Source organism: Nostoc sp. C110, assembly GCF_043099725.1.
GTDB classification, from domain to species: Bacteria; Cyanobacteriota; Cyanobacteriia; order Cyanobacteriales; family Nostocaceae; genus Nostoc; species Nostoc muscorum_A.
Map to the genome: position 1 here is coordinate 6,110,151 of NZ_CP171148.1, position 26,020 is coordinate 6,136,170.

General features: G+C 40.9%; 23 protein-coding genes and 1 CRISPR repeat array. Of the genes, 13 read left to right on the forward strand and 10 right to left on the reverse strand.

Annotated features, from left to right (window positions below):
- Nucleotides 1-140: 140 nt before the first annotated feature.
- Nucleotides 141-680 carry a DUF721 domain-containing protein gene (locus ACFFRD_RS31265; RefSeq protein WP_392483210.1) on the forward strand — a complete coding sequence of 180 codons (540 nt, stop codon included), beginning with the start codon at nucleotides 141-143 and terminating at the stop codon, nucleotides 678-680.
- Between the two features lie 472 nt (nucleotides 681-1,152).
- Nucleotides 1,153-1,470 (forward strand): hypothetical protein, encoded by a 318-nt coding sequence (locus tag ACFFRD_RS31270; RefSeq protein ID WP_163936222.1) that lies wholly within the window; start codon nucleotides 1,153-1,155, stop codon nucleotides 1,468-1,470.
- A 127-nt stretch (nucleotides 1,471-1,597) separates the two neighbouring features.
- Here ACFFRD_RS31270 and menB read toward each other — a convergent pair whose 3' ends face one another.
- On the reverse strand, nucleotides 1,598-2,431 hold the full coding sequence (menB, locus tag ACFFRD_RS31275; protein ID WP_392479640.1) for a 1,4-dihydroxy-2-naphthoyl-CoA synthase: 834 nt from the start codon (nucleotides 2,429-2,431) through the stop codon (nucleotides 1,598-1,600).
- Nucleotides 2,432-2,572: 141 nt separating this feature from the next.
- On the opposite strand from menB, the gene ACFFRD_RS31280 reads away from it, so the two are divergent.
- Nucleotides 2,573-3,385, forward strand: coding sequence for a DUF2887 domain-containing protein (locus ACFFRD_RS31280; protein ID WP_392479642.1), 813 nt, complete (start codon nucleotides 2,573-2,575; stop codon nucleotides 3,383-3,385).
- Between the two features lie 279 nt (nucleotides 3,386-3,664).
- On the opposite strand, the gene ACFFRD_RS31285 is transcribed toward ACFFRD_RS31280, so the two are convergent.
- Nucleotides 3,665-3,793 carry a hypothetical protein gene (locus ACFFRD_RS31285; protein ID WP_392479644.1) on the reverse strand — a complete coding sequence of 43 codons (129 nt, stop codon included), beginning with the start codon at nucleotides 3,791-3,793 and terminating at the stop codon, nucleotides 3,665-3,667.
- Nucleotides 3,794-3,893: 100 nt separating this feature from the next.
- Between ACFFRD_RS31285 and ACFFRD_RS31290 the strand changes: the two genes are divergently transcribed.
- Entirely contained in the window at nucleotides 3,894-4,562 is a 669-nt protein-coding gene (locus ACFFRD_RS31290) for a hypothetical protein (RefSeq protein ID WP_392479646.1), read from the forward strand.
- Between the two features lie 174 nt (nucleotides 4,563-4,736).
- Here ACFFRD_RS31290 and menD read toward each other — a convergent pair whose 3' ends face one another.
- Nucleotides 4,737-6,491 (reverse strand): 2-succinyl-5-enolpyruvyl-6-hydroxy-3-cyclohexene-1-carboxylic-acid synthase, encoded by a 1,755-nt coding sequence (menD, locus tag ACFFRD_RS31295; protein WP_392479647.1) that lies wholly within the window; start codon nucleotides 6,489-6,491, stop codon nucleotides 4,737-4,739.
- A 160-nt stretch (nucleotides 6,492-6,651) separates the two neighbouring features.
- On the opposite strand from menD, the gene folB reads away from it, so the two are divergent.
- The 3 genes from folB to ACFFRD_RS31310 all read left to right on the forward strand — a co-directional run bounded on the left by folB (nucleotide 6,652) and on the right by ACFFRD_RS31310 (nucleotide 9,849).
- Nucleotides 6,652-7,020 carry a dihydroneopterin aldolase gene (folB, locus tag ACFFRD_RS31300; protein ID WP_163936207.1) on the forward strand — a complete coding sequence of 123 codons (369 nt, stop codon included), beginning with the start codon at nucleotides 6,652-6,654 and terminating at the stop codon, nucleotides 7,018-7,020.
- Between the two features lie 913 nt (nucleotides 7,021-7,933).
- Nucleotides 7,934-9,217 (forward strand): diguanylate cyclase domain-containing protein, encoded by a 1,284-nt coding sequence (locus tag ACFFRD_RS31305; protein WP_392479650.1) that lies wholly within the window; start codon nucleotides 7,934-7,936, stop codon nucleotides 9,215-9,217.
- A gap of 71 nt (nucleotides 9,218-9,288) precedes the next feature.
- Entirely contained in the window at nucleotides 9,289-9,849 is a 561-nt protein-coding gene (locus ACFFRD_RS31310; protein ID WP_392479652.1) for a sugar O-acetyltransferase, read from the forward strand.
- Between the two features lie 3 nt (nucleotides 9,850-9,852).
- Here ACFFRD_RS31310 and ACFFRD_RS31315 read toward each other — a convergent pair whose 3' ends face one another.
- Nucleotides 9,853-10,233 (reverse strand): calcium-binding protein, encoded by a 381-nt coding sequence (locus tag ACFFRD_RS31315; protein ID WP_114081926.1) that lies wholly within the window; start codon nucleotides 10,231-10,233, stop codon nucleotides 9,853-9,855.
- 337 nt (nucleotides 10,234-10,570) lie between these two features.
- The gene (locus tag ACFFRD_RS31320) at nucleotides 10,571-11,554 is read right to left on the reverse strand and encodes a DUF1517 domain-containing protein (RefSeq protein WP_163938780.1); all 984 of its coding nucleotides are present in this window, start codon (nucleotides 11,552-11,554) and stop codon (nucleotides 10,571-10,573) included.
- A gap of 884 nt (nucleotides 11,555-12,438) precedes the next feature.
- Between ACFFRD_RS31320 and ACFFRD_RS31325 the strand changes: the two genes are divergently transcribed.
- Both ACFFRD_RS31325 and blaOXA read left to right on the forward strand, forming a co-directional pair.
- A complete protein-coding gene (locus ACFFRD_RS31325) occupies nucleotides 12,439-13,671 on the forward strand; it encodes a glycosyltransferase family 4 protein (protein ID WP_392479655.1) in 1,233 nt (410 codons plus the stop codon).
- A gap of 99 nt (nucleotides 13,672-13,770) precedes the next feature.
- Complete coding sequence (blaOXA, locus tag ACFFRD_RS31330; protein WP_392479656.1) at nucleotides 13,771-14,673, forward strand: class D beta-lactamase; 903 nt, start codon at nucleotides 13,771-13,773, stop codon at nucleotides 14,671-14,673.
- Here blaOXA and thiS read toward each other — a convergent pair.
- The 3 genes from thiS to ACFFRD_RS31345 form a co-directional block, all read right to left on the reverse strand.
- A complete protein-coding gene (thiS, locus tag ACFFRD_RS31335) occupies nucleotides 14,670-14,882 on the reverse strand; it encodes a sulfur carrier protein ThiS (protein WP_185580391.1) in 213 nt (70 codons plus the stop codon). The genes blaOXA and thiS overlap by 4 nt on opposite strands.
- Nucleotides 14,883-14,972: 90 nt before the next feature.
- Nucleotides 14,973-16,088 (reverse strand): thiamine phosphate synthase, encoded by a 1,116-nt coding sequence (locus tag ACFFRD_RS31340; protein WP_179074345.1) that lies wholly within the window; start codon nucleotides 16,086-16,088, stop codon nucleotides 14,973-14,975.
- A 367-nt stretch (nucleotides 16,089-16,455) separates the two neighbouring features.
- Entirely contained in the window at nucleotides 16,456-16,587 is a 132-nt protein-coding gene (locus tag ACFFRD_RS31345; RefSeq protein ID WP_392479658.1) for a hypothetical protein, read from the reverse strand.
- 121 nt (nucleotides 16,588-16,708) lie between these two features.
- Here ACFFRD_RS31345 and ACFFRD_RS31350 point away from each other — a divergent pair, with 121 nt between their 5' ends.
- The gene (locus ACFFRD_RS31350; RefSeq protein ID WP_392479660.1) at nucleotides 16,709-18,589 is read left to right on the forward strand and encodes a DUF1565 domain-containing protein; all 1,881 of its coding nucleotides are present in this window, start codon (nucleotides 16,709-16,711) and stop codon (nucleotides 18,587-18,589) included.
- Nucleotides 18,590-18,684: 95 nt separating this feature from the next.
- On the opposite strand, the gene ACFFRD_RS31355 is transcribed toward ACFFRD_RS31350, so the two are convergent.
- On the reverse strand, nucleotides 18,685-19,914 hold the full coding sequence (locus ACFFRD_RS31355; protein ID WP_190960800.1) for a TetR family transcriptional regulator: 1,230 nt from the start codon (nucleotides 19,912-19,914) through the stop codon (nucleotides 18,685-18,687).
- A gap of 173 nt (nucleotides 19,915-20,087) precedes the next feature.
- On the opposite strand from ACFFRD_RS31355, the gene ACFFRD_RS31360 reads away from it, so the two are divergent.
- The 3 genes from ACFFRD_RS31360 (at nucleotide 20,088) to dusB (ending at nucleotide 23,032) form a co-directional block, all read left to right on the forward strand.
- Nucleotides 20,088-20,945, forward strand: a complete 858-nt coding sequence (locus ACFFRD_RS31360; RefSeq protein ID WP_392479662.1) for an acyl-CoA desaturase — start codon at nucleotides 20,088-20,090, stop codon at nucleotides 20,943-20,945.
- A 121-nt stretch (nucleotides 20,946-21,066) separates the two neighbouring features.
- Entirely contained in the window at nucleotides 21,067-21,900 is an 834-nt protein-coding gene (locus ACFFRD_RS31365) for an Rpn family recombination-promoting nuclease/putative transposase (protein WP_392483211.1), read from the forward strand.
- Nucleotides 21,901-21,976: 76 nt separating this feature from the next.
- Complete coding sequence (dusB, locus tag ACFFRD_RS31370; protein WP_392479664.1) at nucleotides 21,977-23,032, forward strand: tRNA dihydrouridine synthase DusB; 1,056 nt, start codon at nucleotides 21,977-21,979, stop codon at nucleotides 23,030-23,032.
- Between the two features lie 71 nt (nucleotides 23,033-23,103).
- A CRISPR array of direct repeats spans nucleotides 23,104-24,289; the repeat unit is 37 nt; unit sequence GTTTCAATCCCTAATAGGGATTTTGATGAATTGCAAT.
- 276 nt (nucleotides 24,290-24,565) lie between these two features.
- Here the strand turns inward: dusB and ald are convergent.
- On the reverse strand, nucleotides 24,566-25,657 hold the full coding sequence (gene ald / locus ACFFRD_RS31375) for an alanine dehydrogenase (protein WP_392479665.1): 1,092 nt from the start codon (nucleotides 25,655-25,657) through the stop codon (nucleotides 24,566-24,568).
- Between the last annotated feature and the right edge of the window lie 363 nt (nucleotides 25,658-26,020).

Consider the following 26,020-nt stretch of genomic DNA (forward strand, 5'->3'; position numbering starts at 1 on the left):
ATTTCTGACAATATTAGCGAAAATTATTTAAATAGATTGGGGATTGGGGAAGAGGTGACAGGTGACAGGTGATAGTGAATAATCTGCACCCTGTAACCTTTACCCTATCCTATTCCCTTCTTCACTCCCCACTTTGAATGATGTCGTTGAAATCAATTAATGATATTTTAGGCGTTCTGGAAAAGCAGTCTAAATGGCAGGAGCAACCATTTCAACACTTGCTCAAGTGTTGGGCAAGTGTTGTTGGGCCAGTGGTTGCCACAAATACTCGACCATTGTCGATTCAACGCGATGTTTTGTCGGTAGCAACTTCTAGTGCTGCTTGGGCGCAAAACCTGACTTTTGGTCGCACGTCTCTGCTTTTAAAGTTGAATAAAATACTGCCAACGCCTTTGGTTGATATTCGCTTCTCTACTGCCAGCTGGCAGAATCCATCTGTGGAGAGAAAACAGCAACAAACGGTTTTGCCCCACGAGCATCCCAGTTACCTTGGTGATGAGATTAGCCGCCCTGATGTTACACCCACCAAGGATGTAAATGCTGCTTTTGGGCATTGGACGAAGATTATGCGATCGCGATCGCATGGCTTACCCCTTTGTCCTCAATGTGAATCTCCCACCCCACCCGGCGAACTCCAGCGCTGGGCAGTCTGTTCTGTCTGTGCTGCTAAAAAGTTTTAAAGTAAGTCAGTCTTGGCCTAAATTGAACGCAAAATATTTTAGCGATTATTCCTTGGGCAGAATTTATCTCAAAGTAATTTGCTGCTGCCATCTAGATAAGTTCGTTCTAATTCTTGAGAAAAAAGATGTTTTACAGCTAAAATATACCAAACGTGGTACTAAAACCAGACTATTTATCTGAAATTATATGTCTTAAGGCATCCTTAAGGAGGAAGTTAAAAGGCTAAATAAATCAAAAGCTTTAGTTTTACTCTTGATCCCTAATAAGTTTTAGCCAAAATCAATAGGTAATCACTCTCCAGATTATTTAAAAATATAACAAGATTATAAAAATATCCTAAAGTTTATTTTTTCGTCGGGATCGCTGAAAGCTATAGAAAATAATGGTTTTTTGGCTTTTATCCGTCTTTATATATAGAAGCAAAATATAAAGATGAAATTCAGCCGAAAACGGCACTAAAGATGAATCCGAATGAAACCTATTAAATTTTTAGCATCTGCCTGTAAATATTGCCGTCATTACCAGCCAGAAGGTCGCCGTGGTGGAACGTGCCAGCAGTTGGGAGCGCCAGTCCAAGCAACTTGGAAGGCTTGCTCCTTGGCGCTCCCACCTTTTGCACCTTCTTGGGAAACCTTGGAAGATGCTTGGACTTTGCCAGATGCAAGGCCAGTTTTAGCTTGTTCTCATTCCCCGGCTTCAGATTTAGATCATGCTGCTCCTGCTCCTGTAGAAGAAATAACTGCCTCTATATATTCTGAAGAGGCCAAGACTGAAGCAGTGTTTATTTAGTTATCCATTATTACTGAACCAATTTTGTAGTTTGCTTAAGATAAGATTTGCTTTTAAGATATTTAGTGCCATAAACATTGACATTTGCAAAAATCGCACCCTTTATTGAGGTGCGATTTTTGCAATTTTAAGGTAGCCAAGGAAAAGAGCGAAAATCTGGTGGACGCTTTTCGAGAAAAGCTTGTTTGCCTTCAGACCCTTCTTCTGTCATGTAATAGAGTAAGGTGGCATTGCCAGCGAGTTCTTGTAAACCAGCTTGTCCGTCACAATCAGCATTGAAGGCGGCTTTGAGACAGCGAATTGCGATCGGACTTTTTTCTAAAATCTCCTGCGCCCATTGAATACCTTCCGCTTCTAGTTGTTCGACCGGGACGACGCAATTAATTAAACCCATTTCTAGCGCTTGTTGTGCATCATATTGGCGGCAGAGAAACCAAATTTCTCTAGCTTTTTTTTGTCCCACAATGCGGGCGAGATAGCTGGCTCCAAAACCACCGTCGAAACTGCCGACTTTGGGGCCTGTCTGTCCGAAAATTGCGTTATCGGCAGCAATGGTAAGGTCGCAAATTAAGTGTAGGACGTGTCCACCACCGATCGCATATCCAGCGACTAAAGCAATCACCACTTTCGGCATCGAACGAATCAGGCGTTGTAAGTCCAGCACATTCAAGCGAGGGATACCAGTATCATCCACATAACCCGCATGTCCGCGCACGCTTTGATCGCCACCAGAACAGAAGGCATATTTGCCATCAGTATGTGGGCCATAGCCAGTAAATAGGACAACGCCAATGGTAGTATCTTCACGAGCATTACAGAAAGCATCGTACAGTTCAAAGACTGTTTCAGGACGGAAAGCATTGCGTTTGTGAGGGCGGTTGATGGTGATTTTTGCAATGCCATCAGTTTTTTGATACAGAATGTCTTCGTAGGTTTTGGCAGTTTGCCAGTTAGTTTGCATTGGTATGAAGTGCGCTGTTGTGCTTGAGAATTTTATCGCGGACGTAGGGACATGCGATACCTGCGGTGGGCTACGTCTACGCTAAAATTGTTGTCTCAAGCCTTTACAATCTGGTAATTGTCTGGGTGTTGAGGAATAAAAATGCGACGTGACACCATTTTCTACAAATTATTTAAGCAATTTCCCGGTTTGCTGTTTGAATTAGTAGATGAACCACCCGCAGAAGCGGAAAACTACCAGTTTGAATCAGTTGAGGTGAAAGAAACGGCGTTTCGGATTGATGGAGTGTTTTTACCTCCCGATAATGCAGTTTCCAAAACCGTCTTTTTTGCAGAAGTGCAGTTTCAGAAAGACGAAGACTTATATCACCGCTTCTTTAGCGAATTGTTTTTGTTTCTCTACCGCAACTCTATCCGTTACGATGACTGGTTTGGAGTCATAATTTTTGCTTCTCGCAGTCTCGAACCTTCTAACTCAACGATTCACCGCGCTTTGTTAGAAAGTGGCCAAGTCAGGCGGGTTTATCTGGATGAGTTGGGGGATTTGCGAGAACAACCTTTGGGATTGGGTTTGATGTTGCTGACAAATGTTACCTCTGAAACAGAAACAGTGGAAGGGGCGAGGTTTTTGCTAGAACAAGCACGGCAACAATCGGAGCAAGCGATAATTGATTTAGTGACGACGATTATTTTCTACAAGTTTTCTAACCTAAGTCGAGAGGAGATTGCAGCAATGTTAGGACTGAATTTGGAAGAACCACGGGCTATTCGGGAAGCGAAGGAAGAAGGAGAAAGAACGATCATTTTACGACTATTGAATCGACGCATGGGTAATATTCCTGATGTGCTTCTGTCCCAGATTCAAGGGTTATCGGTGGAACAGTTGGAAGCTTTAGGTGACGCTTTGTTGGATTTCTCTTCTCTTGCTGATTTGGAAGGATGGTTACAAGGTTAACTAAGCAGGTAAGTTTCACGCAAATAAGAAGGGCGATCGCACTCTGTAAAATAATGATGGCTACAAATAAAGTTTCCCGAAGTGAAGAAGTATTTGCAGACACGCGGGTATATCAGAAGCGGTGGAAGAAGTGCGATCGCTCGTCCTCTGACTGGTAAAACGACTATTTGGTAAAATTGCTGAGGAACGTTGGAAGTATTAGATTTGGCGTTGTTGGAATTGAGATTGCGATCGCTGACTTGGCAGGGTAGTTACAAAATCAATTATTAGATTACTAAATTAACTTCTCGCTTTTCTGATATCTTTAAGCTTCATATTTTCAGCAATAAGTTCTTGAGCGCGAGCTTGAATTTTTGCTCGACGTGCTGGTAGTAGTTTTTCCATTACATCACTCAGTTGTGTTGCCATAGCTTCATTCTCATTTTTCTTTCAAGTCATCGATATAAAAATAATATTACTGGGAATACTATTATTATGATTTATTTTCTCAGTAAAAGGATTTAAATATATGAATGACCTTAAAAATTTACTAAATCGTGCCTCATTTGAGGAGAGGAAAGCATTGGCAGAGATTCTTAAGGCATCACAACCAACAGCTGATTCTATTGTTTATCATCTATGCGAGAAGAGCCAAGATCCTGCCAGCTATGTATTTAATGAAATATTTGATGATCATCCAAGTTATCAAAAAATAGTTAGGCGGGCTGCTAAAAAGTTAAAAATAAAATGTAGTAAATATGAATCTGCTAGTGGAATGGAGGTAAAAATTGCACAGAAGGTTATGGAAACAATGTTGGAGAAAATGACACCAGAACAAAAGCGAGAAATGGAACAGCAGTTACGAAAAACAGCATCACAATTTGATAAAGGAGGTGAATTATTAGGAAGTACTAGTATTTTTCTTGCTTTGACAGGCGCTCAATTGTCTGGTTTTGGTATTTACTTACTGGCTTCAACAACATTGGGTACACTTACCGGAGTAATAGGGGTTACTTTACCATTTGTTGCTTACACAACAATGTCAAGTGCAATAGCTGTCATTATCGGGCCAGTTGGTTGGATAGGTGCAGGATTATTCACAGTATGGCAGTTGACAGGCCCTAGTTATAAAAGAGTTATTCCAGCTATTCTTTATATTTGTGCCCTAAGAGCAAGATTGGATGGTGGTTTTGCTTAATTCTTTTTTTAGAAAGATTTGCTGAAACTATTATGAGCAAATAAGTATGAATATCCTAAACTGGTGCGCTATGAAAAAAGACCCTAATTACATAGGGTCTTTTCTCATAAAATATTTCTAATAATTAAGTTAAAACTATTTCATCCCACAATTCAACAATACCTAATGAGATTATTAAATTGTAATCTCCGCCGCGAACTTTATTAAATTTTCCTGTCGCCACTTGGCATCTGCTTTGCGATTTGTTTGTAACTCTAAAACCCGAATTCCTGTAGTTGGGAGCGGGTTTAATTTTTGCTGCAACTGCTCCCAAGAAGTTATCAATTCATGCTGCACATTATAAGTAGCGCACAACTGAGCAAAATTAATATCCTGGGGAGTGCCAAAAAATTCTTCAAATGGTGGATCAAACTTGGCAATAGGTAACATTTCAAAAATCCCACCGCCATTGTTGTTAATTAAGATAATTGTCAGATGTCCCACAAATTTATTGCGGATTAAAAAACCATTGGTGTCATGCAACAAAGCTAAATCTCCCGTTAACATAACACTACTTTGTTGGCGATGGGCAATTCCTAAAGCTGTGGATAATGTGCCATCGATACCATTTGCACCCCGGTTAAAGTGCGATCGCACTCTTAAATTATTTGGTTTCCAGAAATATTCCACATCCCGCACAGGCATACTATTGGCAATAAACAATGGCGTTCGTGGCGGTAAAATCTGAGAAATTAACCAAGCTGCTTTACTCTCAATGACTTCATCTATTTTCCCCATCGTCTGGTCAACAACTAACCTAACCTTAGTTTCCGCATCACACCATTGCTGCAAATAGTCTGAGGATAAAGATAAATTTATCTCCTCTGCTTTTATATCTTCTACAGATATCCGTAAATGCGTTGTCCTTCCATGCAAAGGGTCGAGGTTTTGGTCACTGGGGTCAATTACCCAGCGTCGGGGTTGAGTTGTATCTATCCAGCTACGCAGTTCTTTACTTGTAGGCATTTCTCCCACCTGAATCACCATTTCGGGCGCTAGCTGCTTTGCTAGTTGCTGATTTCGCAAAATCAGGTCATAAGTGGAAATTAAATAAGGGTTGAGTTCGGCATAATTTCTGACTGGGGAAAGTCCTTCTGCTAGCACAGGCCATTTGAGAGTTTGGGAAAGTTGCGCGATCGCTCTACAATACTCTTCTGGTTGCTGCGGTTGAGCAACACCTGCGATGATGATACCGCGATCGCATTCTTTCCATTGTTTGGGCATTGGGCATTGGGCATGGGGCATGGGGCATGGGTTTGCTATCCCTGCGAAAAAGTCTTCTGGGTGAAACTGCGATCGCAAATAGCTCAAATCATTTCCATCAGGAACAGGTGCTAAGGGATCGCGAAAGGGAATATTCAAATGTACTGGCCCCTTTGTAGGAGTTTGCGCTCTTTCCCAGCTATGAATTACTGTTTGTCGCAGATAAGCTAGCATTCCCAGATCAGCAGAGGGTAAGGCTAACTCTGTTTGCCAATTTGGGTAGGTTCCATATAATCTCAACTGATCTACAGTTTGACCAGAGTGACAATCTCGCAATTCTGGCGGTCTATCAGTGGTTAATACCAACAGTGGTACGCGACTATATGAAGCTTCAATGACTGCTGAATAAAAATTTGCTCCTGCTGTACCAGAGGTACAAACTAGTACCACAGGGCGACCGGTGGCTTGAGCTTGTCCCAAGGCGAAAAAGGCGGCTGAACGTTCATCGAGAATGGAAATCGCTTCAATCTGAGGTGCTTGTTGAGCAAAGGCGATCGCTAAGGGTGTAGAGCGTGATCCAGGACAAATGATGGCACAAGTCAACCCCAACCGCTTTAGGGTCTCTGTTAAAATGTAAGCCCAAAGTTGATTAACATTCCTAAAGGCGATCGGCATTAAATCAAACATAGCTATAAAACAATCTGAAATTTTAGATTTTGTTTAGGGAAATTTAATTTAAAATCCATCTGGGAAAGTTTGGTGAAAAGAAGTCTAAGGGAGGGAAGCCGATCCTCGACACTTTCTTGCTCCACTTTCTACAAAATGCCCAATTTGCTCTCAAACTTTTATGGACTGCATTCATTTAACGGGAATTCGCTGCTATGGCTACACTGGGTATTTACCAGAAGAACAAGTGCTAGGACAATGGTTTGAGGTGGATGTGAGGTTATGGTTGGATATCTCCACAGCGGCCAAGACTGACGCGATCGAAGACACTTTAGATTATCGCAGCGTCATTAGCTTGATACAACATCTGGTCAAAACGTCTAAGTTTGCTTTGGTAGAGAAATTGGTAGCAACGATCGCAGATTCTATTCTCCAAGAGTGCGATCGTGTAACACAAGTCCAAGTCATTCTGAGCAAACCTGCTGCACCTATTCCAGATTTTGGTGGCAAAATTAGCATTGAACTTACTAAAAGTAAGTCCAATCTCTAAAGCACAAAACGTGTTTTTTTTGTCAATATCTATAAACTAGCAAAAACAGGGGGTTTTTATGGAGCGCGGAAGTATCTGACAAAGAGAATCTTTCCTGCCATTGCCCCCAGCACTTGCTCGTTATCGAAAAACACTAAAAAATCATGTTATTTGCTGATGAGCATTTAACATGCATATTTTCAGTTAAAACAATTTGTGATTTATTATTAACTAAAACCAATAAATAATTTTAATTTATACTCTTTCATTCACAATTAAAAATTTCATACCAACTCTTTGTGAAACTGCACAAAAGCAAGATTAATTGGTAAAACTAGGCACAAAACCTCCTTGTTTTGGAACAACTTTAGAGAATTGGTAATCAGACAGTTTGAGACGATAATTTGCATCCCGGCTGAGACAAACGCTATTTGTAGACAACGTTTTATTAAACTCTTTAATTCCAGATAACGATTAATTTTTAGTAGTATTATAATCAATCGATATTATCATATTACAATACAAGATACTATATTAATTTTTCCAACTTATTTGAAAGTGGTAGACTGTGATTTTATTAACTTTTATTCTTGATTAATTTTGACATAGATACTATACTTGATGTTTATTTTATTTAAGAAAATAATTGATTGCATATTGTTGAAAATAAATTTTTGATTGCTGGTAATTATATGGTAATTTACATTTTATGTTAATGACATGATATTAACTGCATACATTAATCATAATTAGCTTTGACAAACACAGAAATTATTGGAGGTTAATAACATGATGCTATTTGCTCATTAGTTAAGTATTTATATCAAGCAATACTACAGAGTAGTTAAAGATTGTTTATGATGAAATAAGAACTTTTGTATCGAGTTGATACTGACAACAAAAATCTGAACCCTAGCAAACAGGTTGTTTCACCATGTTCGCCCGCAAAATCCTAGTTGTTGAGGATGAAAAAATCATAGCCTCAAATATTAGAAAAAGTTTACAAAAATTAGGTTATTCCGTATCAGAAACCACTAAGTCTGGTGAAGAAGCAATAAAAAAGGTAGCAGAAACTCATCCACATTTAGTATTAATTGATATCTGCCTAGCTGGGGAAATTGACGGTGTGAACGTAGCAGACATCATCCAGAATCACTTCCATGTACCTGTAGTATATTTAACAGAATATTCGGAATATAAAGCATTATATGAAAACCAGCTAAGTGAGCCTTTTAGTTACATAGTCAAACCATTTATTGAAAGTGATTTACATTTTGCGATTGAAATGGCTCTATACAAACATCAAAGCAAAAAAATATTATACGAAGAAAAACAAAGGCTGGCAGCAATTATTAATAGTATGAGCAGTGCAGTGATTGTGACTTATGCTAATGGTTGTATTCAAATGATGAATCCCACAGCAGAAATAATCACGGGCTGGAAGGAAAGTGAAGCGTTCGGTAAAGATTTAGTAGAAGTAGTTAACTTAGTTGACAAAGATGTAGGAGAAAAAATTGAAAATTTAGCTGCAAATGTAATCAAAACAGGTGAAATTTTGGATTTCCCAGAAAACTGTATACTGATTACCAAAGATGGCAAAGAAATAGCGATTGGTGATAAAGTTGCACCCATCCGCGATCGCAATGGTAATATCACTGGTGCAGTTTTAGTGTTTCAAGATATCACCAAACGCAAGCAGACAGAGGCACAATTGATCCGTAATGCGTTTTATGATGGGCTGACAGCATTACCAAATCGTGTTTTATTTCTAGACAGGCTCAGACAAACAATTGAGCGCAGCAAACGTAGAAGCGATTATTATTTTGCAGTTTTATTTTTGGATTTAGATGGTTTCAAAGATATTAATGATCGCTTTGGACATGGAATAGGGGATGAGTTTCTAGTAGCGATCGCTAGACGTTTAGAGTCCTGCTTACGTGGTGGTGATACTGTAGCCCGATTTGGTGGTGATGAGTTTACAGTTCTTTTAGAGGATATTAAAGACATTACCGATGCTACCAATGTTGCCAAACGGATTCAAGAATCCTTGCGATCGCCACTTAAGCTGAATGGATGTGAATTATCTACTACAGCTAGTATTGGTATTGCTTGGAATTTTAGTAGTTATGAGGAACCTGCAACTCTGCTACGGGATGCTGATATTGCAATGTACCGAGCTAAACGGCAGGGAAAAGCGACTTATGCCATATTTAGTTAAGGATAGAATATGTGCTAATTTAGTTGCTGCTAAGGTTATCGTATACAAACGAGAAGTCCCATAAGCCTGTTATGGAAAAAACCGAAAAACAGAAAATGCTCGCAGGCGAGTTATATCTGGCGGAAGATCCAGAATTGGCTGCCGAAAATAAACGAGCTAGTCGTCTGTTGCGAAGGTACAATTCTACAACTGAAGAACAGCAAGATCAACGGCAGCAAATTTTGCAAGAGTTATTTGGAAAGATAGGTGACAAAGTATCAATTGTGCCACCATTTCACTGTGACTATGGTAGTAATATTTTTGCTGGCAATAAATTGTTTATGAACTATGGCTGTGTAATTTTAGACTGCAATACAGTTCACATTGGTGATAATGTATTATGCGCTCCTTATGTACAAATTTATACTGCTTATCATCCTACAGAGCCAGAAATTCGCCTTTCTGGTAGAGAATTAGCTGCCCCAATTAACATTGGTAACAATGTCTGGATTGGTGGCAGTGCAATTATTTGTCCAGGTGTCACTATTGGCGATAACACAACCATTGGTGCTGGCAGTGTAGTTGTCAAAGATATACCTGAGAATGTTGTCGCTGCTGGTAATCCCTGCCGCGTCATTCGATATTTATCCTAGAGTTTAAAACTTGTATCCTCTGGCAATCCAATAGAGCCAGTCTGCGATCGCTTCTTGAGTTTCGCTGTCAGCGTCAATGGCTGCTATTTCAGATAACTTTGCAGAATATACATCATCATCCTTACCATTAATGTAAGCCACTTCGACAAGCATATCTTTTAAACACTCATCATCTGGGGCCATTCCCAGCACCTCCACTTCTTTCTCCTCGGTAGAGCCTGATTTACGTCCCTTCTTAGTCCATTTAGCCATAAAGGGAAAATTTAGAGCCTCTTCGAGGTAATAGTACCAACCCATAGCTCGGTCTTCTTTGTCTTCAGCATCTACAATGATCTCTGTTTTAATGCGATGCTCTCGGTTTTCGTCGGCTTCAACATTAGGCATAAGAAACGCTTTACGTGTATAACATTTTGATAATATTAGCAAAGTCTTGGCTAAGAATAATTTTTCTAAAAGATAGTTAAGTATATAGGGCTTACGCATAATAGATCCCCCAACCCCCGTTTTAAGAAGGCTTTGAGAGTTTCGCCTTTTTTCAAAGGAGTTAGGGTAGATCGATATTTTAGTTCTCAGTGCGTAATTCTTGGTATATCTAGGTTATACAAAAAACCGCTTGTTATTGACAAACGGTTTTCTAGTTATTGCACTCAAAGAGTAACTTACTTTGTTTCGCCAAGATGCCAAGTTCTTTATTGGCAGTAAAGCGCGAAATTTTTAGAGATTAAACAAGTCTCAAATCAGGATAATTTGCCAGTACATCATCAGATGTCAGCGTATCATTTTCAGCTTGTGGAGTCCAAAGTACTTCAATTGCAAGAAGTTTTTCGCTAGGGATACTACCAATTTGGCGCAAAGCTTGACGCAAATCATCAGCACTGTTAATCGCTGTGGGGATATCAAACTTGCCTAGTGTCGCCGCCAGCAAGGTGACAATAATGTATTCTCCAGGGCCTTCAGTAAATAGGCGGGTGGGGTTGTCTAGTTCACCAGCCTGGGGTAAAGCTTCTTTGGCAAGGGCTGCTTTTAGCTGGTTGTTGACATTAGAAAGAGTTTCTTCGCTAAACTTGCTGCGTTCTGCCAGTGACAGCCGATTAAACTGACTTTCAGCTGAATTTAAACTGGCTTGTTGAGTACCACCACCTGCATATACAAAGTATTCGGGATGGCGGAGTAAAGCTAGGCTGGCTTCTTGCAGAATTTCTGCTCTTCCCTCTGGGGTGTTAGTATCAGCAGTTTCAGCAATGTGGTTGAGTTCATTTTGCAATTCACGGGCTTGAGCTAACAAACCTACTTGCAAACGAGTTACAGAAACAGGAGAGTTACTACTGTAATCTGCTTCTGGTGTTTCACCGCCAGAGACACGACGGAAAGTTTGCAATAAGAAATTAGCGATCGCAAAGAAAATTAAGATGCTAAATAGACCACCAAATCCTCCCCCAATACCCCAGAAAGGAAGTAGGAAGGGAAAGCCAAAACCACCACCAAAACCACCACCAGGATAGTATCCGCCCCCACCAGGAGGTGCATAAGTGCGCGGTGTATAGGTGCGGCTGGAAGGCGCTCTAAAAGAGCCACCACCGATTCGACCCCCACTGCGGGCCGCTAATGCTCCATCGGCGTGGCTAAGAACCAAAGTTAACACCAGTCCTAGGGCTAAGAAGGTTTTTAACAGTGGTTTGCTGATTTGTTGTAGTTTTTTACGCATAATACAATCGCTTGGAAAACAGAATTTTTATGATTTATCTCCATGCTGGTAGGAGTTTTGCGGTTATGTCACTAACGCCAGTCCGTAACAAGCAAGCTTTGTAGCATTCACTTTTAAAGGCTACATATTCAATCTACCGCGTCTTATCTGGCATAGGCAGCGATCGCAGGGGGGATTTCTCGACTGGGGAACCGTACCTTAAGATATGTTCATCATCACAGAAATTTGCGATGTCTACGACGGGCTACGCCTACGGGCAATTTTGGCTACTGTCTTAGACTAAGCACATTGAGGCTACAGTCTTGGATTATACAGATGTTTCTTATTTCTCATGATTATTTTGACTAATTTTTTAATACTTCGCCCTACTTGGTCTGTCAGAATCCAAAAGGATATCTCTCTATTTTAAGTAATATAAAGGACAGATATAGACCTGATGCTTACGTATGTATAGTAGTGCTACAAGTAGATGTAATGCTTATCAGCAGCACTAAGCAGACACAGATAGTTATCAAATACTTATCTAAACTTTTGGCATTTTGGCACACAAGTCTAGACTATTCAAGATAGCCTAGTGAACGTAGGTAAGTTTCGTAATTTTTGCAACAGTTCTTCAGTGAGAAATTTGACTACATTGGACTACAAGTGCTAGATTTTATTTTATTGTCCATCATGCACAGAAATTCTCAAATGTTGAGAGTTTTGCCGCCAAAATAAAAGCAACACAATAAAAAAACAATCTTGCTGGCTAATCTTCTAAAATAGCCTTCAATTTTGTCTACCAGATTCGTTTTAAAAGAAATAAAATAATAATTATGGCTTGGAAAGTAATCCTAATTGTAAATAAATTCAAAATTATTTGAAGTAAATTTATCAACTTGATTATGGAACATATTTCTCAACTAACAGCCGAAATCAGAGACAAAGCTGCATACCCAGATATCCTAGTCATATCCCGGATATTCTTGCCGAAAGAAGCTGTAATTGGAGAATATATGTACAATCGTTGTCTCCAAGATCCAGAACGAGTTATTGTGCTGGCGGCTAGTTGCTCAGGAGATAAAGTATTTGATGAAGGGCAACAATTTCCAGTGTATCGCTGGTTTTATCCTAGATACTGGCGTAGTGGTTTTGTGGGAAATATCCTAAAGCCTTTTGTCAATATTGTCTGCTCATTTGTGCTAGCAATCAAACTCTATTTTCGCTATCACTACCGTTATATAGAGTGGGGCCACGGCTATGATTTTCCTTCACTGTTGCTATTGAGCTATTTGTTACCTATTCGCTTTTTTATCTATCTGCACGGTAATGATTTTCTTTGTACATTACACAATCCCGTAATGCGATCGCTATTTAAATTAACACTTCATAGAGCCGAAGGTATTGTTTGTAACAGTTCTTATACACAAGACTACCTCAGAACTGCTTTACGATTAGATACTCCTACTTACGTTATTAACCCAATAATCAGACCAGAAAAATTTGGTAACAATGTCGGGAGTCCCAGTAGCCTTGATGATTTGCGTGTTCGCGTGCGTCAGGCATACAACATTCCCGATTCAGCAATAGTTATTCTCTCCATAGGAAGGCTAGTAAAACATAAAGCTTTCGACCGAGTGATTGATAACATCCCACTATTGCTAACTTTTGGGGTCGATGTCCACTATATAATCTGCGGTGAAGGGCCAAGTGAATCGGAACTGAAATCTCTGGTACATCGTTTGCGGGTAGATAAGCGCGTCCACTTTGCGGGATATGTACCAGAGCGTGAGTTAGCAGGTTATTATGCAGCTTGCGACATATTTGCCATGCTGACTTTATTAGATACTAAACCTAATAATATGGAAGGTTTTGGGATGGTTTATTTAGAAGCAAGTTACTTCGGTAAGCCGATCATTGCCCCTCGCTTAGGTGGTGTTCTAGACACAGTTCAGCATGAAGAAAATGGGATACTGGTTAATCCCAATTCTGGTTATGAAGTTTTTCAAGCTTTCAATCGGTTGTGCAAAGATCAACAGCTACGTGAGCAACTTGGCCGCAAAGGTAAAGAATTAGCCAAGCGTAGAACTCTTCATCGATCACTTTACAAATCAGAGGGAAAAAACGCGATTTTGTGAGATAAATGCAGATGGAGTAGGGATGCACAGATGTTCATCTCTTCGCAAATGAGCAAGATTGCATTGTAAAATCTCCTTTGTGATTTTATTAAATATGCAATGAAAAATATCTTGTTTGGTATGTGGCAATCTCTTCGGCATTACCGAAGGCAAGCTGTTATATTTACAATTCTTGGATGTATTGCGGTATTGAGTGTAATTAGCTTCCGAACAATGCCTATTCTGGCTCAACCAGCTTCAACCTCATCTGAACGTCCTGCTATTAAAGCGCCAAATTTTGGGCGACACTTTCAAGAATTTGGGCGTGAAGGCTCAATCTTGATTTACGACTCAAAAAATAACCGCACCTATGAACACAATCCTAAACGTAATGCAACTGCCATCGCTCCAGCTTCGACATTCAAAATCTTTAACGCGCTGGTGGCATTAGAAATAGGTGTAATTCCTGATGATGTGGCGGTTCTCACTTGGGATGGAATTCATCGAGATATCGATGCTTGGAATCATGATACGAATTTGCGTCAAGCCTTTAAAGATTCAACTGTTTGGTTCTATCAAGTACTAGCGCGGAGGGCTGGATATGAACGGATGCAGCAATTTATTAACAAAGTAGGTTACGGGAATCGTCAGATTGGAAACCCCGCAGACATTGATCGTTTTTGGCTAGAACAGCAGCTATTGCAAATTACACCCCAAGAGCAAATTAAGTTTTTGCAACGGTTGTATGAAGGCGATTTACCTTTCTCCCAACGGACAATAAATCTTGTCAAAGATATTATGGTACGCGAACAAACTCCAGACTACACACTGCGAGGAAAGACGGGATGGTTAACGAGTACCAAACCAAACGTTGGTTGGTTTGTGGGTTATTTAGAACAAAACAAAAACGTCTACTTTTTTGCAACAACCCTTGATATGTATAAACCAGAGGATGCACCCGTCCGCATCGAGATTACACGACGCAGCCTGAAAGATTTGGGCTTGCTGACTCAAATCAATTAACCACCCCCAACAATAGTGACCACTTCTAAGCGATCGCCTGGCTGCAATTTTGTTTGTGGCCAAAACTGGCGATGTAAAATTTCTCCGTTATATTCTACAGCCACCAAGCGCGGGTTAAAACCCAACTCTTGGATCAAGTCGGGTAAAGAAATTTGAAACGAACAGCTATGGGTTTCCCCATTTACCTGAACCGTAATCTCATTAGACATAAATGTGGGAATTGGGAATTGGGAATTGGGAATGGTGAATTGGTTACTCACTTTGGGCTAATGACAAATGACAAATGACAAATGACTCTTTTAAAGTTCTGGCTTAATGCGATTGAGTTGGGAGAGCAAATATTGTGTTACTAGGGTAGGCTGTTCAGCTTGCATGAGCGATCGCACTACTGCTACACGTTTGGCTCCAGCATCGATCACATCATTGATATTATTGGCATCAATTCCGCCAATGGCAAACCAGGGAATTGAGCAATTTTTCGCGGCATAGCTGACATATTCTAAACCTGTTGCTGCCTTACCTACTTTCGTGGGAGTTTCATAAACTGGCCCCACGCCAATGTAATCTACACCTTCAGCAATTGCTCCTTGCATTTCTTCTTTATTGGTGGTGGAAAGACCTATCAGACGCTGGGAACCTAGTAATTGCCGAGCAATAGCAATAGGCATATCTTGTTGTCCCAGATGTACCCCATCTGCATCCACAGCTAAAGCTAGATCCACGCGATCGTTAACAATGAACAAAGCACCGTAGATATGGCATAACTGTCGGAGTTTTCTGGCTTGTTCCAAACGCAAAGAATCATCGGTGGTTTTGTCACGGTATTGTAGAAGCGTTAATCCTCCTTTAAGTGCAGCTTCGACGTTATTCAACAAATTTTCATTCGGGGAAGTAACAAGATACAAATGCGATCGCCACAACAATTGATGGCGCTGATGACCCATTAAATTACTTTCTAGGGTATAAACCTGATAGCGCATTTGCTTACAAGCTTTAGCTATATTTGGCTGATAAAGCTTGCTGTATTCTTCCAACACCCGCAATGCTTCTTCAACACGGCAAAAGTTAGCTTGCAATACTGATTTTATACTAGCTCGTTCTTCTTCTTGAGGATGAGTTAACTCAGTCCCAGGATCGCCTGGTGTATCTCGCGCCGCCCGTAATTCTGGGGTATGCCACTTGGCTAATTCTTGTCGCAGGCGCTTGCATTCAAGAGCTAACTGGGCATTATTCAAGCCAAAGCGACACCATTCTTCAATAATTCGCAAGCCTTCACGAGCGCGGTCTAAATTGGCATCTAAAATGCGATAGACAACTTGCTGTACTTGCTCTTTTTGGCTGTATGGCTCGACCATTACAACAACCCCGTTAGTGCTTTCATCAAAATGTGAATTATCATATCTCTTAGTAACCATAAGTCAATTAATTTGCTTTTTTTACTCAATTTTTGCCGAATCTACGTCAAAAAGCGTAGTAATGAGGGTTACGATAAATTATCCCATGTTCTTATATGCAGTGATAAGGGTAGTTTGAGGCTACAGTTTTGCACTAAGGTTAGTCAAGTATTTTAGGGTGAACAACGAGCTTACAAAGGACTAGCCCAAAGGGATACATCAGAAAATCTCCAATGGGCAAATTAAATTGAGACTGCATAGATACCAATACTGCTCGGGTAAAGCATTTTTAACTCGGAATTGGGTTTGGGGAAAAGCTTAAAGGGTAAAGGTTAAAGGTTTTTTCTTTCCCCTTTTCCTCAAAACCCGACAAGTATTGGCATAGATACTATTTAGAGAGTGTTTGTCTTTCGAGGAAGAATTTTTTGCGTAAGTCCCGAATTACAAGCTCTTTTAGGGTGAGGGTATTTTGGCGATCGCGTAATGTGTCTTTTAGAGCAAGGTATTCTCGAACAGACACAATATTATTTATTACCCTGTATTAAAAATCGCCAATCGGTCAATATGTGAGTAATATTATCGACATAATACTCTCTAAGAGTATAAGAATTTATTGTTACTTCCAAGGAGTTGTGTTAAATATGATTCACTACCGTGTGTTTCCTAAGTACCGTAGAGTAGACATTATGCTTGCAAAGCTTAAGTTTCTGGAATCAGCAAGACTTTTATTTTTTAGCTTATCGGTATTATCTTTTACCGTAGGAATGGGAGCGACAAGTATGACGTTCCTGGATAGTGCCATCGCTCAGATGCCATCAACACCAAATTCAGCACCTCTAGGTGAGACAAAAAATTCTCAGGCTAACGTGCTGTTTGTTAACCCAAATGGTGGAAATGACAGCGCAGGTAATGGTAGCGAATCTGCTCCTGTGAAAACGATTACCCATGCGTTGCGATTAGCTAACCCCAATACTGTAATTATGCTCTCCACGGGCACTTATAGCGCCGAAACAGGAGAGGAATTTCCCTTAATGCTGAAACCGGGTGTTTCAATTCAAGGCAACCCTAGCAATCAAGGTAAGGATATTATCATTCAGGGAGGCGGTGATTACCTGAGTCGGAGCTTTGGCGGTCAAAACGTCACAATTGTGGGGGCAAACCAAGCTTTGCTCACTGGGGTGACGGTGACGAACTCCAATCGCCGGGGTTACGGTTTATGGATTGAATCTAGCGATCCGGTAATCGCGGAAAATACATTTACTGGCAGTACCCAAGATGGGATTTCTGTCAGTGGTAATGCTGCACCTACCATTAGCAAGAATTACTTCGATCGCAATGGAGCCAATGGCATGACAATTGCCGGGAATTCCAGCCCCCAAGTGAAAGAAAATATCTTTCACCAAACGGGTTTTGGCATTAATATTGCCCAAAATGCCGCTCCGATAGTTATAGGCAATCAAATTCAGAACAATAGATCGGGAATTGTGGTGCAAGCAAAGGCCCACCCGATTTTACGAAATAATATTATTCAAGATAATAAAGAAGATGGTCTAGTTGCGATCGCTCAAGCAATGCCAGATTTGGGTAGTGCATCGGAACCTGGGGGTAATCAATTTCAAAATAATGCCCGCTACGACATTAACGCCAGCGCTGCTAAACAGGTGATTTCTGCTGGCGGTAATAATCTTGTGAGCGATCGCATCACTGGCAAAGTAGATATTAACGGCACAATAGCACCAGCAGCACAAAATTCTCAATTGACTCCCAACAATGTATTACAAGAAATACCACCAACTGGGGAAATCACCTTCTCGGCTCCTGAAATCTCTGAAACTACTAATAGGCAAAACAGCAACAGCATTTCAGCAAATAATCCTGTTTCTGCAAAATTAAACACTCAATTGCTACCATTAGTGCCAGCTAAGGTTCCACTTTCCACGCCTATATCCAATCAACAGCAACCCACATCTAAAGTTGCTAGATTTCCAACACCTAGCAGCTTGTCGGCGAGACAAATACCAACTAACACTCAAATTGCAACTTCCAGTCCAGCACAGCCGCCTAACACACCACAGTTGAATTATGTGCGGATTGATCCTAATACGATCGAATTTACTGCCCCTGAGTACCCATCCAATTCAGTTGCCAGCACAAGGAATCAAATACAACAGCCATTACCAATACGAGAAGCGACTGCCCCAAATGCGTCAGCACTTTTACCACTTCCTGATAACAATATCCCCATTAGTAATACTGGCAATATGCAAACAAGTTCTGCAAGTATTCCTTATGCTAGTAAATCTACGACACAGTTCGGTATCCGTTATCGCGTAGTAGTTCCACTCTTAACTGATAGGGATCAAGATTTAGTGCGATCGCTTGCTCCTGGTGCGTTTCCCACAGTTTGGGAAGGTCAAAGAGTTATGCAAGCAGGAGTATTTAGCAGTGAATACAACGCTAAAGAAATGCTCAAAACACTCTCTAGCAATGGTTTAAGAGCCATCATGGAGCCCTTAAATTAAACAATTGATCGACACCAAAATGCTTACTGCCCTTCCATTTATTCATTTTTAATTTTTAATTTTTAATTTGTAATTTTTAATTGCTTAGGCGTACCCTATCCTGGCTTGTGATCCAAACGGGTGGCTTGCTCTAGGGCAGCTTTTTCTTTGGCTCGGCGGACATAGGGTTGTAATTGAATGCGATCGCAGCCTGTTAAGATAATCAGGTTTTCCAAGGTGATTCCCCGCATCAACATTTCTACGCGCCAGGTTTGTTGTGCCTGAGCGATCGCTGGCGCTTGTCCTTGGGGAGTTAATAGTCCCTCACTCCATACTTGCCAACGTGTCTCAAGCTCTGATTCTGTCATGGGTTTACCTGTCTCATTCAAAAACATGGCTGTTTGAGCATCTTTACGACTTTTCAGCCATTTGATTAAGGGATTATTGGTAAAAGAACCGTAGCGTTTGCCCAAAATCCACTGATTTACTGGTACTTGACGGATACATCCGGGGATTGTAATTTGCAGGAAGTGCCCTTGAGGATCGTAGATTTGGTGCGATCGCTCCAAGCTAATTATTTCTGTGGCAGATAACCCAGCCCCAAATAACACATAAGCCAAGGCATAATCTCGTACTCCCGATTTCCTGGCTTGTTGTAAAATTTCGTGAACTAAACTAGCAGGCAAATCAGCTACTTCTGTGGTGGTGAACCCTCCTTGTAAGCAGTTTATTGCTGATTCTGCTGAGGACGACATAGCTCCATGTAAAAACAACTCCACCAAATTTTCGAGAAAATCATTCCGATCCTCCCAAAGTTCGTGAAATTCGCTGGTGAACTCAATTACGGCATATCCCAAGATCATCCCATTTAGCAAACTAGCTAATTTTTCTGCTGGTAAATAAGTATTTAGGTGCCCTTGCTGGATTACAGTAGCTAAATACTGAGCTACATAACGGTTTGCCTCTGTAACTCCCCTGCCTAGTGCGCGGCGATTTTCTGCCGGGAATTGGTCGGCTTCACCTACCACAGACCGGACAAACTCTGGCACTCGTTCTAATGCGTGCAAGCTATCACTTGCATAATCTTTGAGAGCTTGGTACACATTGCCGGGAGGCGTTGCCCGCCGCACCAGCGATTCACCTAAATCCTTAAAGGCTGCGGACTCTTCCAGCACCGCTAAAAGCAATCCATGCTTATTGCCAAAATTCCGAAATAGAGTCACTTCGTTGACTTCGGCTTTTTCTGCAATTTGGCGGGTTGTGGTAGCGCTAACTCCCTGAGCAGAAAACAACTCAAGTGCAGCTTGAATCAAGCGTTGACGAGTGGAAACGAGGTGAGACGACATAGAAAAATGCAAGTGGCACTTGCAGGGGTATCAGAGTTCTGCTAGCATAACAAATGTAAGTGATACTTGCTTTACTCAACTGTAACGAATTAGTATACAGTGCGGGTAAATCCCTTGTGGGGTGGCATCCGAGAAAAGGCAAATTGCTTCATCATCCATCAACAGGAATTTTTATGACCGCAAATTTTGGGGCGATCGCCCCTGAGAGAGGCAACTCACCTCGACTCAGTTGGACAAATGTGGTATTTTTTGCTACATTTCATGCCTTAGCACTTATGTCTCCTTGGTTTTTCTCCTGGTCAGCATTAGGTTTGCTAGTGTTTCTGCACTGGTTATTTGGGAGCATTGGTATTTGCCTGGGATATCATAGACTACTGAGCCATAAGAGTTTCCAAGTTCCCAAGTGGTTAGAGTATGCGATCGCCCTAATCGGAGCCCTGGCTTTGCAAGGTGGGCCAATTTTTTGGGTAGGTGGACACCGCCAGCATCACGCTCACACCGAAGATATCAATTTAGACCCCTACTCTGCTCAAAGAGGGTTTTGGTGGAGCCATATATTATGGATTTTTTACCCACGCCCAGAATTTTTTGACTATGACACCTATAAAAAATATGCCCCTGATTTAGCAAGACAACCCTTTTATTGTTGGCTAGATCGCTACTTTTTGCTGTTGCAAATACCCTTCGCACTACTCCTATATGGATTAGGAGGATGGCCTTTTGTCTTCTACGGAGTGTTTCTCAGATGTGTCTTGCTTTGGCACTCAACCTGGTTTGTGAACTCAGCATCACACCTGTGGGGTTATCGCACCTTTGATGCTAACGATGGCGCTCGTAATCTTTGGTGGGTATCCATCGTCACTTATGGAGAAGGATGGCACAACAACCATCATACTTATCCCCACATGGCAAAATCTGGGTTGTCTTGGTGGGAGATTGATGTTACTTGGTGGAGCATCCGAGTTTTGCAGACTTTGGGTTTAGCCAAAAAAGTTGTTTCAAGTCCCCCTCAAGGTGCAACTCACGGCTAAATTGCAACTAAATTACTATGAATTTATTAAGCCGATTGCTTCTCGCAGTCGGCTTAATAATTTTTACCAACAGTATTTCACGGTAAAATCTAACGGTTTAAATCACCGCAATACATCAAGCGTGAAAACTGACAGTATTTTTTACCGCCTTTTTCAAGAACTCCCTGAGATATTTTTTGAATTAATTGGTAATCCACCCCAAACGGCAGAGGGTTATAAATTCTCCTCAATTGAAATCAAGCAAACGACATTCCGTATAGATGGTGTTTTTCTCCCAACACAAGGGCAAGAAAATCCTATTTATTTTGTTGAAGTCCAGTTTCAAACCGACGCAGAAATTTATTCGCGCCTAATTTCAGAAATTTGTTTATATTTACGTCAAAATAAACCTAAAAATTCTTGGCGAGGAGTAGTTATCTATCCCAATCGCAGTCTAGATATAGCAGATATCAATAATTACAGCGAATTTTTCACTAGCAATCGTGTTACTCGCATTTATCTTAACGAATTGGGCGAAACTGCATCGCTGCCAGTCGGAATTGCTACTATGAAACTAGTGGTCGATGAAGAGGAAACAGCAATTACATCTGCTAGGCAGTTAATAGAGAGAACTCAGCAAGAAATCAACATTGAACCACAACGGCGGCAGTTACTAGAATTAATAGAGACAATTTTGGTTTATAAGTTTCCGACGATGAGTCCAGAGGAGATTGAAGGTATGTTTGGGTTAAGCGATTTGAAACAAACACGAGTTTATCAAGAAGGCAAGCAAGAGGGCAAACAAGAAGGCAAGCAAGAGGGTAAACAAGAAGGAGCGCGTGAAGAAAAGTTTAGAATGATACCTTTGTTGTTGAGATTGGGATTGAGTTTTGAAGAAATGGCAAAAGAGTTAGGTTTGAGTTTAGAGGAAGTTCAGCAAGAAATACAAAAACAGCCTCCAAGTCAAGATACCTAACCTACAATTAGCACTACTCACAGATACCCATAAATATTCCTGTTATTTTCCATTCCCATAATTTTTAATTTTTTATATGATTTCGCTTTCCCCTATTCTCCAAGCTAGACTTTCTCAACCCCTCAAAATTGGATCGTTTGAGGTAAAAAGTCGGGTTCTCCAGTCGCCTCTATCTGGAGTAACGGATATGGTATTTCGCCGTCTCGTGCGTCGTTATGCACCAGATTCGATGATGTATACCGAAATGGTGAATGCTACGGGATTGCATTATGTTAAGCAGTTACCCAAAATCATGGAGGTAGATCCCAACGAACGCCCAATTAGTGTTCAACTATTCGATTGCCGTCCCGATTTTTTGGCAGAAGCAGCAATAAAGGCAGTTGCAGAAGGTGCTGATACTGTTGATATTAATATGGGTTGTCCGGTAAATAAAATCACTAAAAATGGTGGCGGTTCTTCTTTGTTGCGGCAACCAGAAGTAGCAGAAGCAATTGTGCGGGAAGTGGTGAAAGCTGTTGATGTACCTGTGACAGTCAAAACCCGGATTGGCTGGAATGACAACGAAATTACTATTCTCGACTTTGCCAAGCGGATGGAAGATGCAGGGGCACAAATGATCACAGTCCACGGACGCACCCGCGCCCAAGGGTACAATGGCAATGCCCGTTGGGAATGGATTACTCGTGTCAAAGAAGTGCTTTCTATCCCAGTGATTGGCAATGGAGATATTTTTTCCGTTGAAGCGGCGGTGAAATGTTTAGAACAAACTGGCGCTGATGGTGTGATGTGTTCCCGTGGAACTTTGGGTTATCCGTTTTTGGTTGGAGAAATCGATCACTTCCTGAAAACTGGGGAAATATTACCGACACCTACTCCGATTCAGCGTTTGGAATGTGCAAGAGATCATTTACAAGCATTATGGGAATATAAAGGCGATCGCGGCGTGCGTCAAGCCCGTAAGCACATGACTTGGTATGCTAAGGGTTTCGTCGGTGCTGCCGAACTCCGAGGACAGCTAAGTTTAGTTGAAAAGGTAGATCAAGGTTTGGCTATGCTTGACCAAGCAATTGAAAAATTAGCTAATGGTTATGAACTAGAGGAAGAAGCAGAAGGTAGTTTGGTGATGCTTTAAAAAGTTGATTTTATCACTGCCTTAATGCAGCATTAACATCTGCAATAGCCGATTGATAAAGTGAGGCGATTGTTTAAATCCCTAATAGGGATTTTGATGAATTGCAATAACTTTGTGGCTGAGGAACAGCTAGAGCTAGTAAGTTTCAATCCCTAATAGGGATTTTGATGAATTGCAATAAACAGTGGCAGGTTAAGTTTAAATCACCTGAAGTTTCAATCCCTAATAGGGATTTTGATGAATTGCAATTAGTTACTTCTTGTGTTGGGGGTTTAGTGTTTGGTTTCAATCCCTAATAGGGATTTTGATGAATTGCAATTCGCTATCCAGTATTTCTAGCTGTCCAATGTCGGTGTTTCAATCCCTAATAGGGATTTTGATGAATTGCAATGAATGGTTTCCCTGCTATTTGTGGCATATTTTTAGTTTCAATCCCTAATAGGGATTTTGATGAATTGCAATATTTTGCCCTCCCCTAAAAGTCCTACTAGTTATGGGCGTTTCAATCCCTAATAGGGATTTTGATGAATTGCAATTCTTTGGTCATCTCAGAAGGATCTACAGGTTGATGTTTCAATCCCTAATAGGGATTTTGATGAATTGCAATGAATGGTTTCCCTGCTATTTGTGGCATATTTTTAGTTTCAATCCCTAATAGGGATTTTGATGAATTGCAATATTTTGCCCTCCCCTAAAAGTCCTACTAGTTATGGGCGTTTCAATCCCTAATAGGGATTTTGATGAATTGCAATTCTTTGGTCATCTCAGAAGGATCTACAGGTTGATGTTTCAATCCCTAATAGGGATTTTGATGAATTGCAATAAGGCAAAGCCAATCTGTTGCGGTTTATCTCCGCGTTTCAATCCCTAATAGGGATTTTGATGAATTGCAATTTTTTCCACTGATTCTTCACCGTATGAGCAATCTTTATGTTTCAATCCCTAATAGGGATTTTGATGAATTGCAATTCTTTTGTAGAAAAAGAGGAGGAGGAAGAAGAGGAAGTTTCAATCCCTAATAGGGATTTTGATGAATTGCAATATTATTCAAGAAGTTGCGAAAGTTTACTATGAATTGTTTCAATCCCTAATAGGGATTTTGATGAATTGCAATATCGCACTACGAGTCAATTGCCAATCAAGTTTTACGTTTCAATCCCTAATAGGGATTTTGATGAATTGCAATTAGTCCAAAACTATCCTGTGCAATTTAAAGAAATTTTTCAATCCCTAATAGGGATTTTGATGAATTGCAATTGCTGGCTTCTGAAAGCGCTGCTGTATTTGGTTTTCAAGGTGCAGTTGCGCGAATGTGTGAATCATAACATAGGGAATAGTCATAGCACAAGATGCAAATCGCTGAAAGCCAGTCCCCATAAGGTGCGCGGATGGTTTAAAAATACTAGTGCCCTGAAAGCATTGTATAGATGGAGCAGTAGCCATTTTTTGCTCCTTTTCATTTTGTACACCTACCCATCCGCGCATAAGGCAAGAAAATTAGTCTGATTAGCGATCGCCTAATCCTTACACACCTTAATTTACCAAATCAGGGAATACTTGTTGTACAGCCGGATGCACTAAGCGATGATTCTGCACATTCACACCCTTAGCTAAGGCTGGGTTAACTTCTAGCGCCATAATTCCCAAGTTCGCCAACTGGACGATATAAGGTAATGTACTATTATTGAGTGCCTGGGTTGCTGTCCAAGGTACTGCCCCTGGCATATTAGGTACGCCATAATGCACCACACCTTCTTCGAGGTATACCGGATTTGTGTGAGATGTGGCGCGTAAAGTTTCTATACAACCACCTTGGTCAACGGCTACATCAACTATTACCGAACCAGGACGCATTTGTTTAACTAATTCACGCGATACTAATGTTGGGGCCCTACGTCCTAACACTAAAACTGCACCGATAAGCAAATCGGCTTCTTTAACGGCAGCTTCAATATGAGCAGAGTTGCTGTAAAGCAATTCCACCCTAGAGCCAAACAAGGTTTCTAGGTAAGATAGACGTTCAACACTCACATCTAAAATCTGCACGATCGCACCCATACCCACTGCAATTTTAGCTGCTTCTGTGCCGACAACACCGCCACCTAAAATTACTACATTACCTGGCTTGACTCCAGGGACACCGCCCAACAGCAATCCTCTACCACCTTGCTGACGTTCTAGGAATCTGGCCCCAAATTGTACTGCTAACCTACCTGCAATCACGCTCATGGGGGTAAGCAAGGGGAGTTTGTTAGCACCAGGTTGTTCTACAGTTTCGTAGGCGATCGCAGTTGTGCCACAATCAATTAAATGCTCTGTCAATTTGCGATCAGCAGCTAAGTGTAAATAAGTAAATAATATCTGCCCTTTCTGCAAAAATTTATACTCAGATGTCAACGGCTCTTTGACTTTCACAACCAATTCCCGATTCCAAGCCGTTTCTGATGTGGGGACAATCTCGGCTCCAGCACTTCTGTAGTCGTCATCTGAGAATCCAGCACCATTCCCGGCTTGTGTTTCTACGAAGATGCTATGACCATTTTCTCGCAGCACTCGCACACTAGAAGGACTTAACCCTACACGAAATTCTTGATCCTTATTTTCCTTTGGAACGCCGATTTCCATATATAGCCTCTGATAATTTTTTTGTTTAACTCTAGCCTGCGAATCTCAAGCTTGCTACCGACTTATTACAGATAGCTGTATTAAAGATAGTTAATCTGTGTTCTAAGTTTCTTAATTTAATCTGAGTAGCCCCAAACTCAAGCCCTTGACTATTACCCCAGTGTTTATACAATATATAAAGAATAGTAACAATTTATTAAAAGAGCGATTGTATAGCTCCCTACTAGGAAGCTTTTGCTGAATCAATCAAGTCATCTTGACATTCAAGCACTGCAATTAGCTCATAAGTTACCAAGTTTAGGGTAAAGCTGAAGGGGAAAATACTATTCAATTCCTTTAACCTTTACCGCTTATACCTGACAA